Origin of the sequence: Rhizomicrobium sp., from assembly GCA_037200385.1 — a bacterium.
In the GTDB taxonomy this organism is placed as follows: domain Bacteria; phylum Pseudomonadota; class Alphaproteobacteria; order Micropepsales; family Micropepsaceae; genus Rhizomicrobium.
This window is the reverse complement of the sequence record JBBCGL010000001.1, coordinates 4,973,031-4,987,885: the sequence shown is the minus strand read 5'-3', so window position 1 is coordinate 4,987,885 and position 14,855 is coordinate 4,973,031. Positions and strand designations below refer to the sequence as shown.

The following is a 14,855-nucleotide window of genomic DNA, read 5'->3' as shown; positions in this document are numbered from 1 at the left end:
CAGCTTCCTGCCAAGATGAGACTACATCTGCCACCTCCGTGTCACGAACACCGACATTGCGGAACCAGTCTTCTGCGCGGAGCTTATCGAGGGTGGCGACGGTTCTTGGATGCATCATTCACCTTGCTCTCTGTGGTAGTCGCCCCGGCACTCGCGGCACGAGCGTCTCGGGCGTCAGCCCAAAACTAGCACGCTGGCCTGCGGCTTGCGCGCTAATACTCGCGGCCTGCGATGGTGTGTAGCCAGATTGGACCAAGGCCTTTTCAACAGCTGTACCGTATTCGCCATTGGTCGGCCGGAGACCAAAAAGATCGCTATCGACGTCCCGATAAGGACTCCAGAACTCCTCAAGGCTGGAGTGAAATTCGTAGTGCGCCGACCCCACCTCGGTAAACGCATTACCACGCATGCCGACAGCCAGGCCGTCATTACGCGGGATCAAATCTCTAAAGGCGGCGTCCTGATTCAGGTGATTGGCCTGAATTCCTGTTCCCTTCAGTTCGGCGGTTAGGTCGCCATATGGACCCACGCGAACCGCAGCACTGTCTGCGGCGTCTCCGACGGTCTCCAATTCGCTTTGCGCATTGAGAACGCTAGGCGCCCTTCCACCCACGCCGGCGAAGCCAAGGAGGGCTCCATTGAGCGCGGTGCCATAAACGAGAGCCGCGTCTTGCATGTGCTGGTCGGCGCCCAGGATATGACCCTCGACATACAGGGCCGCACCAATTGGACTATCACCCAATGCCTCCAGTCGCCGCATATTGAGTGCGTTATCGTATCGCGGATCGTAAGGTTGAGCCGGTCCTACGGAGTAACCCGGCGCGCGACCGTCGGGGTAGTCGGCTCCTCCCCAGGAGGAGAAGTGAAGCCGTCCGTCGCCGAGGCCGAGATTGGCGGCCACCGAATACCGCGAGGACGACGCGGAGCCTGCGCCGATCGTGCCGAATATGTTGCCGTTGCTCGACAGGCCATAGCCGAGGCCTTGCAGCACGGCCTGCGGGCCGGCGGCATCGAGAAGCTGCTGGGATTCGACGACGACCGTCTCGGTGTCGTCGCCGCCACCGCCGCGCACGATCCCCGCGTCGGCCGGGTTGAAACTGTTCCAGTCGAACCCCGTCCGGCCGGTGTCGATGTCCGGCGTCAGCATGAACGACGTATCGGCCTCGTTGATGACCGTCTGGGCGTTCAATATGCCGTCGGGCACGCCCCATTTGTTGTGGCCGCCCGTGCCGCTCATGCTGATGGTATCGCTGCCGCTGCCAGCGGCGGGCGTCTGCGCGTCGAAGGCTCCGCCGGCGGCGTCTTCGATGGTGCCGCCGATGGTCTGGCCGATGGTGTCGGGGAGCGCGGCGATGATGTTGTCGCCGAAGTCCGAACCATTGATCAGCGTGCGCGTCGCGGCATTGGCAATGTCGGCGGCCATGCCGGACAGGAAGCGTGTGGCGGAGAGGTTCGCGGCGGCGCCGCCGAGATTCAGGCTGCCGCCGGTGGAGAAGCTATTGGTGAGGAGGTGGCCGACATAAGTGCCTGCTGCCGCCCCGATGCCCGCCGCCACAACGCCGGTCCAGTCGAAGCTGTTCTGCAGACCGGTCGCGACGCCGATCCCCTGCGTGGCCGCGCTGACCGCGGCGCCTTGCAGGGCCGCGTCGGCGATGTAATCGCCTGTCGAACCCAGGATGCCGCCTTCTCCCAGCAATCCGCCATTCGCGCCGAGGCCGCCGCTGATCCCGCCGCCGATCGCCGCGAGGCCGACCGCGCCCCAGTTGAAGCTGTCCTGGATGCCGGTGGCCAATCCGACGCCCTGGCTGACGATGCTGCCGAGCGCCGCTGCGCCTGCGCCGATGGCGACGAACCCCGCAGTGCCTATGGTCGTGGCTGCGGCGCCGGCAACGCCGAAGAACGCGCCGATCCCTTCGCCAAGCGTCATGCCGACCGGCCCGAGTGCCGCGACCGCGGCACCCGCCGTCACGACGGTCACCGCAATCGCGATGACCGCGAGCAGGATTTGCCCGAGCACGCCGCAGCCATTGTCGTGCTTGGGCTGTTTCGGCACGGTCGGTGCGGTGTCGCCGATCGCTTCGTTGGGGTCGTAGACCTTGAAGGTGCCGGCGTTGTTGTGGAGGTTGACGACCTTGTTGGGCAGGATGAGGTCGGTGCCGGCGGTGAGGCTGTCGCCCGGCGAGCTCAGGCCGTTGGCGTCGGCGATCAGGTACCACAGGCTGGCGTCGCCCCAGACCATCGCCGCGATGCCGGCCAGCGTGTCGCCGTCCTGCGCGGTGTAGTGCGACGGCGCCCCGGCATAGGTGATGCCGTTGACCGGATCGTAGCTCTGGTCGAAGTCGGCATAGGGCATCGCGACGGTGGCGCCGCCGCGCAGATTGCCGCTGCCCGGCACCGCGATGTGGGCCGCGATCGAGGCGGCGTAATCGGTGTCGGAGGTGCCGTTGTTCGAGACGTCGCCCAGCGCCATGCCGTCGAAGTAGAAGTGCCGCTCGTTCTGGTCGACGGTGCCGGCGTTGTTGTCGTTCTCGCTGCGGCTGAGGATCTGGCCTTCGATGTTGGTGCCGAAGGTGATGGTGCGCGGATGGCCGTCATTGACCGCGACGCTCGCCAGCCGGCCGCCGGCCCGATAGGTGTAGTCGCTATTCAATCACAGGTGCAGGCTTGCCCATCGATCATGCCCTCCAAATCACTCGGACATAATCGTAGAAACTTCTCGATCAGGACACTAGCGTCACTGATGGACTAGCGGTGGCAGTTCGGTGCTGTCATCTCGATAGAGGTGGTAGCCGGAGTCATTCGGATGGAAATAGCAGCTATAAGTTATGGCCTGCAAATTTTCCAAGCGGCGCAGCGCACCTATCTGAGACACTCGCGGTTTGATAACTGCATCGCAAGCCTGCGGCATCTTATGTACGCTCACTTCTATTTGATAGAGCGACCCGCTTCCACATGAATGATCTGCGCTCTTCGCTGCCCTACAGAAGTCCTCCCAAACTGACTTCGCAATTTCAAGACCAACCCGAGAGGCCTCCGTGTCGGTTATGTCATTCTTCGTGTATGAAATTTCGACCATAGGGCCGGAAGGCAGAGAAAGTCCCAGCGACACAGAGATTATCGCAGAAATCAGAATAGTCGGCATGTCCTATTGGCCCTTAAGTACAATCGGTTTGGCATTATCGAGAACACCGGGAATGATCCACCGCGTCTGACTATTCCCAACTCTGTCATACAACAGGAACGAATACGCCTGAAGATCATTGACGCCTGTGGCTGACAGGCTGCGGAAATTAATCGGTGGACTGTCGCGAACAACGGGACTCCCCTGAGCGTTTGGAACCACAGCCAACGCACCTGATTCCAGACCGGAGATTAGAGGGAGATTCGTCGGAAGCGAGTAGGTCGGCCAATTCCCTCCGTTAGGGGCATTAGTTGCAATCGTTACAAAGGATTGATAATCCGAACCCTGACTTTGCTGTTGACTCCAAGCGTGTTGATAATCTCGATCGGAAAATCCGAAAGACGTTATGCTTTGTTGATCCGGATGAAGATGCCAATCGCCGATCCAATCGTAAAACCACGGATCAGCATATGCGCCAGTCGGGGATATGGAAGTCGAACCTGAAGAGGAATTGCTTGCTACAACGTCAACTATGCTGACAGCGTTTGTGTTTATGTCTTGCACGAAATTTGCATACCACTCAGATTTGGGATCCAGTTGCTGAGCTACCCATCCCATAGTTACAGCTGCCGCTTGTGTGGAGGTGAACGGGGTTTTGTATACTAGGTCGTTATAGGGGCCGAGGTCTGCTGCGCTTTCACTGGTAGCTCTTACGCTGCCTGCGTCCGACCCAGACCCTATTAATCCTTGAACTTGCCAACCATTGGCCTCCTCGTAAGCTGTGATGGTATCCACATCATCTGAGATTGAGCCGAGGGATTGGACATCGACATGATCTACCGGCGGAGCTCCAGGTGTAACCGAGTCAAGGCCGAGCTCATGGTAAAGCTCTGCCAACTTATCCGGCTCCGCCCCAGTATTTAGGGCGGAATTGTATACATTCATGCGAGATTCGTGTTCGGCAGGGGTTAGCTGATCTGATCCCTCGACCTCCCCCGCGATCGCATTTCCAATCGTCTGCCCGATGGTATCGGGCAGCGCCGCAATGAGATTATCGCCGAAGTCCGAGCCATCGATCAGCGTGCGGGTCGCGGCGTTGGCGATGTCGCCGGCCATGCCGCTGAGGAACAGGTTGGACAGGCTCGGCGGCTGGTAGCCGGCACTTCCCGGCGTGCCGGTCGCGCTGCCCGGCAGCAATCCGCTCACGAACTCGCCCACGCCGGCGCCGATCCCGGCGGCGGCGACGCCGGTCCAGTCGAACTTCTTCTGCAGGCCGGTCGCGACGCCGATGCCCTGGGTGACGATGCTGCCCGCGACGCCGCGCAGGGCCGCGTTCACGAAGCTGCTTGCCGTCGCGCCGCCGAACGCGTCGAGAGCGTTCGGTCCCAGACCGCCGCCGATCGCGCCGCCAATGGCGGCGAGGCCGACTGCATTCCAGTTGAAGCTGTTCTGGATGCCGGTGGCGAGGCCGACGCCCTGGCTGAAGATGCTGCCGGCGGCGCCGCCGATCGCCCCCGCCATCACCGCGCCGGCGATCGCCGCGTCGCTGCCCACCGCCACGACACCGGCCGTGCCGGCCACCGCCGCCGTGGTCGATGACACCACGCCCGCGTCGAGGCCCAGCGTGCTCGCCGCGAACGTGCTCATCGGCCCTGCGAGCGCGCCATAGCTCACGAGCGTCACCACGATGGCGATCACCGCCAGCACGACCTGTCCGAGCAGGCCGCAGCCCTTGTCCTGCTTGGGCCGCGGCACCGTGGGTGCGGTGTCGCCGATGGCTTCGTTGGGGTCGTAGACCTTGAAGGTGGTGCTGTTGTTGTGGACGTTGACGACCTTGTTGGGGACGATGAGGTCGGTGCCGGCGGTCAGGCTGTCGCTCGGCGAGCTCAATCCGTTGGCGTCGGCGATCACGTACCACAGGCTGGCATCGCCCCACAGCATGGCCGCGATGCCCGCCAGCGTGTCGCCGTCCTGCGCGGTGTAGTGCGACGGCGCCCCGGCCATGGTGATGCCGTTCACCGGATCGTAGCTCTGGTCGAAGTCGGCGTAGGGCATCGCGGCGGTGGCGCCGCCGCGCAGATTGCCGCTGCCCGGCACCGCGATATGGGCGGCGATCGAGGCGGCGTAATCGGTGTCGGAGGTGCCGTTGTTCGAGACGTCGCCCAGCGCCATGCCGTCGAAGTAGAAGTGGCGCTCATACTGGTCGACCGTGCCGCCGACATTGTCGTTCTCGGCGCGGCTGAGGATCTGGCCCTCGATGTTGGTGCCGAAGGTGATGGTGCGCGGATGGCCGTCGTCGATCACGACGCTCGCCAGCCGCCCGCCCAGGCCGTAATTGTAGCCGCTGTAGTTCGCCACCGGCGCCGAGACCGCGGTGTTGGCGGTGTAGCTCTCGGTGCCTTCCACCGCGCTGTCGCGCCAGTCGTAGAAGTAATCGGCCTCCGAGGTCGGCTGGGCGCTGCCGTTCTTGGTGTTGGTGGTGACGATCTGGCTGACCACGCCCTGATAGGCGCCGTCGAAGCTGTAGGAGAAGGTCCCCGCGTGGTACACCGGCGTGCCGTAGCTGTAGGTCGAGGCCGCGACATAGGTGCCGTCGCTCCGCAGTGTGGTGACGCGGTCGCTGGTGACGTTGGAGACCGCGTCGTAGACCGCGGTGCGGTAATAGACCCGGTTGTCGGTCAGGGTGCTGTAGCCGGCGGCGTTGTACTCGTCATACTCCAGCACGCGGCCCGTCGCGTCGTAGCTGTAGCGGGCGCGGATCGCGCTACTATATGGACGTGCTTATTGGCGCTTTTCCCGCGCCGTGAGGAAAAGACGTCTGGCAGGCTTCAAATGTCGTCGGGCACCGCGGTATGCGGCGCGGGGAAGGAGCGCGGCGAGAAAGGCCGCGACGAACGCACGAAATGGGAATGGCTTCGGAAAACGTCACGGGGTGGCTGGATTTTTTTCGTTCTCAATGGAATTTTGAGGAGGAACTGGTTCCTCTGGCATCTCTACTTTTCTTAATCGCCAGAAAAGTCTTTCAATCAACGAAGCAAATGCAACAAGAAGGCAAATGACGCCAATAAGACAACTACACCGTTCCAGATATTCTGATTACGAGGCGACAATGCGTCGTACAATCGCGCAGCTGGACTATCCAAGACGGGGTCCAACGCGTGTGCCAAGGCCACCACTCCAAAAAGCAGTGAGGCGACCGGCAGAAGATGCTTATAGATTCGGGGTCCCTTGGCCATGGTCTCGCATGTGGCGCAACTTCAAAGATAAAGGGGATGATCAGGATCGTGCACTTTAAGCGTAACGTACTCGTGCACAGCGCTATAGAGACTCGCCGTAGGATTTGCTTTGCAGAAGCTTCCAACCCAGTCGATCAAATCACGTGTATCGGTGCTACCTTTCACCGTAAAGGCTGTGACAAAACCACGAACCCAAGCCCTCATAACAACCGATGAGGAGGAAGCCGAGCCGGCTTGGTTACTTGCGGTCCAAGTGCTGCAGACTTCGGTTCCTTCGCCCAGCACGCTCTCGCCAGCAGACGCGGGAGAGGACAACAGCATCAACAGCACGAACGATATCACGCACTTTTTCATCCCGCACCTTCCTCGAACTCTATCGAGATTCATCTTGGCTTTCGAAGCGTTGGTGTCGCCGACTGCGGCAAGACCAAAATTGGCACGCTGGGTTTCAAATCATTTGGTCTTAAGACAGTCGGCGTCACTGAAGGAAGCTTAATCCAGTGCGGGAACGTTGTCACGAGGCCCATTTCACCAAGAGCTCGCGTATCCGTCTCGATCTCAGATTTTATTCCATATACGGCATGCCCGATCTCATGCTGCACCTTCTCTTCCAAATCCTGGGACATCGGCAACCGATATGTATGGTCATCGCCTTCAGTGTCACGGTATTGAACTTTTATGATACCTCCCGCCTGTCCCGAGTCGATGGCACTCGCGAAGAAAATCGTCTCATTCGAATTGAGTTTGGATAACGCACCGATGATGACATAGCCTCGACCCTCGCTTGACTGTAGGAATGCGTCTACTTCAGAGCGCGTGTCTTTATATACGGCGGTTCGTGAATCGAACTCATTGCCACCCGTTGCTTCGTTGAATATCGGCTTATCTAATAAATACCTGTTATCTAAAGTGATTGAATCGCCATCCAAGTGATAGCCGTTGTCATCTTTTGTCGCGCCCATACCAGTCAACAGTGTATCGAAAGCGGCCGATCTCTCATCTGCATTCATCGAGGAGGTGGCACGTCCGCCCTCTGGTTCACGCGTGTAAGAAGTCAATGTAGGATTGGCGGCACTGGGGGAACCGCTAGCCGAAATCGCTGGCAGGTCGCCGACTTCGATGGGCGCGGGACGGAATCCCTTGAACCCGGCCAGATCATCGTCTTTGCCGACCTGCGCGGTGTCGGTCTGTCCGTCGGTGCCGTTGAGGATGCTGTCGACGAAGCCGGCGAGCCCGCCATAGCTGCTGTTACCGGTGCTGGGCAGGCTCGAGGACGATCCCATGGTCGGTCCGCTCCGGTTGGAGACGTCGCCGGTCTTGCCTGTCTGCTGGGCGCCGAAGTCGTCGCTCGGCGCGTCGCCGCCGCCGGGTGACTGGATGCCGGCGCCGACGGCGCTGGCGAGCACGTCGGGCAGCACGGCGATGATGTTGTCGCCGAAGTCCGAGCCGTTGATCAGCGTGCGGGCCGCGGCGGAGACGATGTCGCGCGCGGTGCTGGCGAACACCGCGGTGGCGACCTGGTTCAAGGTTGCATTGCCGTCGAAGAAGTCCTGCGAGCCGGCCCAGTCGCCGACCGCATATCCGACACCCCCGCCGATGCCGGAGGCGGCGACGCCGGCCCAGTCGAAGCTCTTCTGCAGCCCGGTCGCGACCTCGATGCCCTGGCTCACCACATTGGTGATCACGGCATTGGCCACCGCGTTGAAGATCTCGCTGGTGGTCTGCACCACCATCCCGACCTCCTGCAGCCCACTCGTGGACGGCGACGTTGAAGCTCTCGCCTTCGTCGTGATAGCGGCGGATTTCCGCTTCGGTATATTGGTGCGCCCGCGCATCGTCGTCCGGGTCGATGATCGTGACGCCGGCCGGCACCCCGCCGGCAGCGGACGACGACAGCCCGGACGAAGCGTCCGCCATGCCCGCCGGCTATAGCCTGCAGAAATTTACACTCTACCGCACAGTTAGGAGCTGCTTTATCTTACTAATTTGACTCGTATATGCTGGATGGCGCTCCGCAAACGCATCCGCGATGGCGCAAACATATCTCTCAAAAGTGGATTTATCACAGAAAAATTCCGGATGCGCCAAACGATAACTATCTGGATCTACGAAAGACCGAAAACAGGCGGTTGACGGCCAATCCTCATAACCCAGTGTTTGCCCCTCTTCGCGCTTTTCAATAATCCAGCCCGGTTCGCCCTCTAGGCCACCAACCCTGCTGTCAGCAGACAACAGAGCCACAAGATCATCCACGCGCTCATCGCCCAATAAGCTGTCTAGACTAAACTTAAGAGCTGCATCGGCATCGCGTTGGGGATCGAAGCCTCCAAAGGCCTCTGTAAAATAGTCCATTATTAATCTCACTTAATAGGATGGACGTTGCCGACATATGGAGCGCCGGTTGCCGGATCAAAATTAATGTATGCTCGCACATTTACACCATTCTGGTTGAGATCGAATCTCAATTGAGTCGTATCTTGCAGGTGCATCTCGAAGGCGCGCTGTCCAGCGTCTTGAGAGATATCTAGCATGACCTGGTCGCTGTAAATCGCCGGATCATACACGGTTTTTGCTCCGAGAATCTGTCTGCCGCTGGCATTTGTATAACTATAACGCAACTCTGAGATGCCGAAAGTATCTGTCGGACTAAGCGTATAGATAGCGCCTCTCCCATCCAGGGCTGTCACGGCATTCAATTGATTGTGCGTCCCACTCAGTTGACCCGACCTAGTGAAGCCATCTGGCCCAGCAAGATGTTCTGGCAGGTCACGGCGAAAAGCGAGTCCCTCCGGGTACGTTGTCGTCTCCGTAGCAGCCGCCTCGAAGGTCCTCGTCGCAGAGTTTGCGTTTCTCAGATCGTTGGCGGCGGTTGCCGCCCCGCCCCCCTCGAGTTCCTCCGTACCGGTTGCGACTGTCGCGGCGAGCACCACACCATTCCCGAGAGCGCTACCGATATATTGCGGCACGGTTCCGTTGGCTTCGGCGGCGTGCAAGCCCGCCGTGATATCTCCGTAGACACCCTTGATGTCGTTGTGCAGCAATTCGCGATCGAAGACTCGCGCAAAGGACAGCGCGGCCGAGTCGATGGCCTCGGGAATGGCTTTCGGCGCGCGGCCTTCGGCTGCCCGGCGCACGTCCTGCCCAATGTCATACCCGATGCCATAGACGCCCTGCACGATGCCGGAACCGTCAGAGACGATGGTCGAGCCGAATGATTCCAGACCATTGGCGATATCCAGCCCGGTGTCGCCGCCGATGTCGTAGAGAACACGCTGGAACCAATCCAGCCTCGATGCGGTGACGACAACGGTCTCGATACCGCCGCCGCCATCTGTCTCGTTGGGGTCGACGAGATATCTTGCATTGCTCATGCCCGGACGCATGCCGCCCGGTGTGGCAACCGGCAACGGACCGCCGTCGATGGTATCCGTTCCGCCGCCCTGCCCTAGACCGAAGAGCTCGGACAGCGTCGGCAGGCCGAACGGGCCGCTGCCCTCCTGGGAAGAGTCCGAGGGCTTGCTCGTGCCGCCGGTTGAAGGATGATTGGGATTGGCTTCCGTCGATCCATCGCCGCCGCCGGGTGACTGGATGCCGGCGCCGACGGCGCTGGCGAGCACGTCGGGCAGCACGGCGATGATGTTGTCGCCGAAGTCCGAGCCGTTGATCAGCGTGCGGGCCGCGGCGGAGACGATGTCGCGCGCGGTGCTGGCGAACACCGTGGTGGCGACCTGGTTCAAGGTTGCATTGCCGTCGAAGAAGTCCTGCGAGCCGGCCCAGTCGCCGACCGCATATCCGACACCCCCGCCGATGCCGGAGGCGGCGACGCCGGCCCAGTCGAAGCTCTTCTGCAGCCCGGTCGCGACCTCGATGCCCTGGCTCACCACATTGGTGATCACGGCGTTGGCCACCGCGTTGAAGATCTCGCTGGTGGTCTGCACCACCATCCCGACCTCCTGCAGCCCGTTGGCGACGCCCGCGGTGATCCCGCTCTCCGCCAGCTCGTTCCAGTTGAAGCTCTTCTGGATGCCCGTCGCCAGGCTGAACACCTGGGCCGCGAGATCGCCGAGCACCGCATTGCCGCCCGTCACCACCGTGACCACGATCGCCACGACGGCCTTCAGGATCTGTCCGAACACGCCGCAATTGTTGCCGTCGTGCTTCGGCTGCTTGGGCACGGTCGGCGCGGTGTCGCCGATGGCTTCGTTGGGGTCGTAGACCTTGAAGGTGCTGGCGTTGTTGTGGAGGTTGACGACCTTGTTGGGCAGGATGAGGTCGGTGCCGGCGGTGAGGCTGTCGCTGGGCGAGCTCAGGCCGTTGGCGTCGGCGATCAGGTACCACAGGCTGGCGTCGCCCCAGACCATCGCGGCGATGCCGGCCAGCGTGTCGCCGTCCTGCGCGGTGTAGTGCGACGGCGCCCCGGCATAGGTGATGCCGTTGACCGGGTCGTAGCTCTGGTCGAAGTCGGCGTAGGGCATCGCGACGGTGGCGCCGCCGCGCAGGTTGCCGCTGCCCGGCACCGCGATATGGGCCGCGATCGAGGCGGCGTAGTCGGTGTCGGAGGTGCCGTTGTTCGAGACGTCGCCCAGCGCCATGCCGTCGAAGTAGAAGTGGCGCTCATACTGGTCGACCGTGCCGCCGACATTGTCGTTCTCGGCGCGGCTGAGGATCTGGCCCTCGATGTTGGTGCCGAAGGTGATGGTGCGCGGATGGCCGTCGTCGATCACGACGCTCGCCAGCCGCCCGCCCAGGCCGTAATTGTAGCCGCTGTAGTTCGCCACCGGCGCCGAGACCGCGGTGTTGGCGGTGTAGCTCTCGGTACCTTCCACCGCGCTGTCGCGCCAGTCGTAGAAGTAATCGGCCTCCGAGGTCGGCTGGGCGCTGCCGTTCTTGGTGTTGGTGGTGACGATCTGGCTGACCACGCCCTGATAGGCGCCGTCGAAGCTGTAGGAGAAGGTCCCCGCGTGGTACACCGGCGTGCCGTAGCTGTAGGTCGAGGCCGCGACATAGGTGCCGTCGGTCCGCACCGTCGTCACGCTGTCGCTGGTGACGTTCGAGACCGCGTCGTAGACCGCGGTTCGGCTGTAGACCACGCTGGTCCCCGCCGCGTTGTACTCGCTATAGGCCAGCGCCCGGCCGCTCGCATCGAGCGCGTATTTGGCGCGCAGCACCCCGCCGATGGTCACCTGCGCCAGATAGCCGTCCGCGGTGTAGCTGTAGACCTCCGCCGAGCTCGCATCCGTCACCGTCGCCCGGTGCCCCGCCGCGTCATAGGAGATCACCGAGCCGGTCCCCACCGTGATGCTGCCCGAGCCCCGCGCGCCGGTGAGCGTGCCCTTGGTGGTCACGAAGCGGTTCATCGCATCGTATTTGTACCAATAGGTCTGCGCCGTGGTGCCCGAGCCGTCCGCCGCCTGGTAGCTCGCGGTCATGTAGCGAATGAGAGAGGGCTTCGAAGCATCTGTCCCAGTGTTTCAGGGGCGGATGCACAACTGAGCTACGGGCAGTTCAGAAATCAGTTTTGGTGAAGGTGAGGTTTGGGCCCGTCTCGAGATTTCCCAAAAGAACGCACGGCTTGTAACCACAGAACTCGCTTGAACTCGCACTTCCTATGCCCGAATTGACAGTAAAATCCCAATCATACCCATTCCCAAAATCCGACTGACCGCCCTCTCCAAATTTGATATTATAACCCGAGTAAAGCTTTTTCAATTCCTGCACCAAACGACCGGAATTCTCCTTCTTGAAAAAATCAACGAGAGTAACTGCAATACCACCACGATTGCCAGGATGTTCCAATTTACCTTGCGAGCACCAACCGCGATCACAAAATTCGTAAGTACCGTTCGTCCTGAGCGTGACTTCATATCCTTCTTTGCTGCTCCAGCGACCTATCGGATCGAAGGTATCGTTCGTTGTGTGACAGGCTGAAAGACACAGGCCGCTCAGCATAACCAAGCATGCAAAAACCGGTCGGTTGATCATGTGCCACCCAATTTAGCAAATTGAATCCGCTTCACCGAATCAGTGATGCGCATAGTTGTTGTAGTTTAGCATTGGTGGAACGGGCCGTGTCCACTCGAACGTCATGTGCACCGTCGAAAGCGGCCCGCTCGCGGGAACGTTGATCAGATCATTCTGAACTTTGAACAGATTCCCAGCCGCAAAAGACACGAGGTCCATGTCGTTTTTCGCACCGAAATAGATCGTGTCATTTGCAACCTTTGCTGCCAGGCCGCTTGTGAACGTCCCGGTGATGTCTCCCATCTGCGTTCCATCCGTGAGACCCCACGCACCGTAGAGCGCATTGTAACTCCCATTGGCATAGCCCGTGATTTGATCGCCATCACGCAGCGTCGTTTCATGATACTTTGTGTTGAGCATAAAATCGACCGCCCCATCCTCTTGAGCATAATAGTAATCGCTGGAATTGTAGTTGAACAACTCCGCGACGCCCGTCGAGTTCGGCCCAAAATGGAAGTCTCTCGGGCCATCTCCGGTGAGGAAGCTCTGAAGAACCATACGCGCATCGGCCGAGGTCGATGGGTCGGCAATCGTCGCCGAAATCGAGACCGTCGCCGCCAAACGAACGGCCGCGTTGTAATCCGCGCGCAGCGCTTTGGCCGCGTCACCGGTGGCCTGACTCGCCTGATTTGCGAGATCGCTGAGCGTGCCCTGGATTTCGCTTTGCAGGTCTTTGGCGCTCGGCAAGCCCAAAAATCCGGACCCATCTCCCAGAAGATTCACCTGCTGGAATGAACCGCCTCCGTTGCCCTCGTATTGCTGTCTGAACAGTGCGAGCGCGGTCGTTCCAATATTGTGCACGTCGTCCATGGAAAGCTGCGTGCCCGCGACCGGGGGCAGATAGCCAACCTCGACCGGCGTCGTAGGCGCGGCGCGGAACCCCTTGAACCCGGCCAGATCATCGTCTTTGCCGACCTGCGCGGTGTCGGTCTGTCCGCCGGTGCCGTTGAGGATGCTGTCGACGAAGCCGGCGAGCCCGCCATAGCTGCTGTAACCGGTGCTGGGCAGGCTCGAGGATGATCCCATGGTCGGTCCGCTCCGGTTGGAGACGTCGCCGGTCTTGCCTGTCTGCTGGGCGCCGAAGTCGTCGCTCGCCGCCTCGCCGCCGGGTGACTGGATGCCGGCGCCGACGGCGCTGGCGAGCACGTCGGGCAGCACGGCGATGATGTTGTCGCCGAAGTCCGAGCCGTCGATCAGCGTGCGGGCCGCGGCGGAGACGATGTCGCGCGCGGTGCTGGCGAACACCGTGGTGGCGACCTGGTTCAAGGTTGCATTGCCGTCGAAGAAGTCCTGCGAGCCGGCCCAGTCGCCGACCGCATATCCGACACCCCCGCCGATGCCGGAGGCGGCGACGCCGGCCCAGTCGAAGCTCTTCTGCAGCCCGGTCGCGACCTCGATGCCCTGGCTCACCACATTGGTGATCACGGCGTTGGCCACCGCGTTGAAGATCTCGCTGGTGGTCTGCACCACCATCCCGACCTCCTGCAGCCCGTTGGCGACGCCCGCGGTGATCCCGCTCTCCGCCAGCTCGTTCCAGTTGAAGCTCTTCTGGATGCCCGTCGCCAGCCCGAACACCTGGGCCGCCAGATCGCCGAGCACCGCATTGCCGCCGGTCACCACCGTGACCACGATCGCCACGACGGCCTTCAGGATCTGTCCGAACACGCCGCAATTGTTGCCGTCGTGCTTCGGCTGCTTGGGCACGGTCGGCGCGGTGTCGCCGATGGCTTCGTTGGGGTCGTAGACCTTGAAGGTGCTGGCGTTGTTGTGGAGGTTGACGACCTTGTTGGGCAGGATGAGGTCGGTGCCGGCGGTGAGGCTGTCGCTGGGCGAGCTCAGGCCGTTGGCGTCGGCGATCAGGTACCACAGGCTGGCGTCGCCCCAGACCATCGCGGCGATGCCGGCCAGCGTGTCGCCGTCCTGCGCGGTGTAGTGCGACGGCGCCCCGGCATAGGTGATGCCGTTGACCGGGTCGTAGCTCTGGTCGAAGTCGGCGTAGGGCATCGCGACGGTGGCGCCGCCGCGCAGGTTGCCGCTGCCCGGCACCGCGATATGGGCCGCGATCGAGGCGGCGTAGTCGGTGTCGGAGGTGCCGTTGTTCGAGACGTCGCCCAGCGCCATGCCGTCGAAGTAGAAGTGGCGCTCATACTGGTCGACCGTGCCGCCGACATTGTCGTTCTCGGCGCGGCTGAGGATCTGGCCCTCGATGTTGGTGCCGAAGGCGATGGTGCGCGGATGGCCGTCATTGATCGCGACGCTCTGCAGCCTTCCGCCCGGGCCGTAATTGTAGCCGCTGTAGTTCGCCACCGGCGCCGAGACCGCGGTGTTGGCGGTGTAGCTCTCGGTACCTTCCACCGCGCTGTCGCGCCAGTCGTAGAAGTAATCGGCCTCCGAGGTCGGCTGGGCCGTGCAGCTAATCTAAATTTTCATCATACCCTTGTGGAAACCATATTCCACGAACGTTCATATTGCCGACA

7 protein-coding genes are annotated in these 14,855 nt (G+C 61.5%); all 7 read right to left on the bottom strand.

Annotation, left to right across the window (positions count from 1 at the left end):
* Nucleotides 1-118: 118 nt before the first annotated feature.
* The 7 genes from WDM91_23795 to WDM91_23765 all read right to left on the bottom strand — a co-directional run bounded on the left by WDM91_23795 (nucleotide 119) and on the right by WDM91_23765 (nucleotide 14,733).
* Nucleotides 119-2,650 carry a LysM peptidoglycan-binding domain-containing protein gene (locus tag WDM91_23795; GenBank protein MEI9997639.1) on the bottom strand — a complete coding sequence of 844 codons (2,532 nt, stop codon included), beginning with the start codon at nucleotides 2,648-2,650 and terminating at the stop codon, nucleotides 119-121.
* 495 nt (nucleotides 2,651-3,145) lie between these two features.
* Nucleotides 3,146-5,845 carry a LysM peptidoglycan-binding domain-containing protein gene (locus tag WDM91_23790; protein ID MEI9997638.1) on the bottom strand — a complete coding sequence of 900 codons (2,700 nt, stop codon included), beginning with the start codon at nucleotides 5,843-5,845 and terminating at the stop codon, nucleotides 3,146-3,148.
* Between the two features lie 895 nt (nucleotides 5,846-6,740).
* Nucleotides 6,741-8,090 (bottom strand): hypothetical protein, encoded by a 1,350-nt coding sequence (locus WDM91_23785; GenBank protein ID MEI9997637.1) that lies wholly within the window; start codon nucleotides 8,088-8,090, stop codon nucleotides 6,741-6,743.
* Between the two features lie 217 nt (nucleotides 8,091-8,307).
* Nucleotides 8,308-8,709: a hypothetical protein gene (locus WDM91_23780; GenBank protein MEI9997636.1), complete on the bottom strand. Its 402-nt coding sequence runs from the start codon at nucleotides 8,707-8,709 to the stop codon at nucleotides 8,308-8,310.
* 8 nt (nucleotides 8,710-8,717) lie between these two features.
* Nucleotides 8,718-11,786: a LysM peptidoglycan-binding domain-containing protein gene (locus WDM91_23775; GenBank protein MEI9997635.1), complete on the bottom strand. Its 3,069-nt coding sequence runs from the start codon at nucleotides 11,784-11,786 to the stop codon at nucleotides 8,718-8,720.
* 76 nt (nucleotides 11,787-11,862) lie between these two features.
* Nucleotides 11,863-12,339: a hypothetical protein gene (locus WDM91_23770; protein MEI9997634.1), complete on the bottom strand. Its 477-nt coding sequence runs from the start codon at nucleotides 12,337-12,339 to the stop codon at nucleotides 11,863-11,865.
* 39 nt (nucleotides 12,340-12,378) lie between these two features.
* Nucleotides 12,379-14,733, bottom strand: coding sequence for a LysM peptidoglycan-binding domain-containing protein (locus WDM91_23765; GenBank protein ID MEI9997633.1), 2,355 nt, complete (start codon nucleotides 14,731-14,733; stop codon nucleotides 12,379-12,381).
* Nucleotides 14,734-14,855 lie beyond the last annotated feature (122 nt).

Coding starts and splice junctions, on each gene's coding strand:
- WDM91_23770 (MEI9997634.1), bottom strand. CDS start 12,339: ATGATCAACCGACCGGTTTTTGCATGCTTGGTTATGCTGAGCGGCCTG.
- WDM91_23780 (MEI9997636.1), bottom strand. CDS start 8,709: ATGGACTATTTTACAGAGGCCTTTGGAGGCTTCGATCCCCAACGCGAT.
- WDM91_23775 (MEI9997635.1), bottom strand. CDS start 11,786: ATGACCGCGAGCTACCAGGCGGCGGACGGCTCGGGCACCACGGCGCAG.
- WDM91_23785 (MEI9997637.1), bottom strand. CDS start 8,090: ATGGTGGTGCAGACCACCAGCGAGATCTTCAACGCGGTGGCCAATGCC.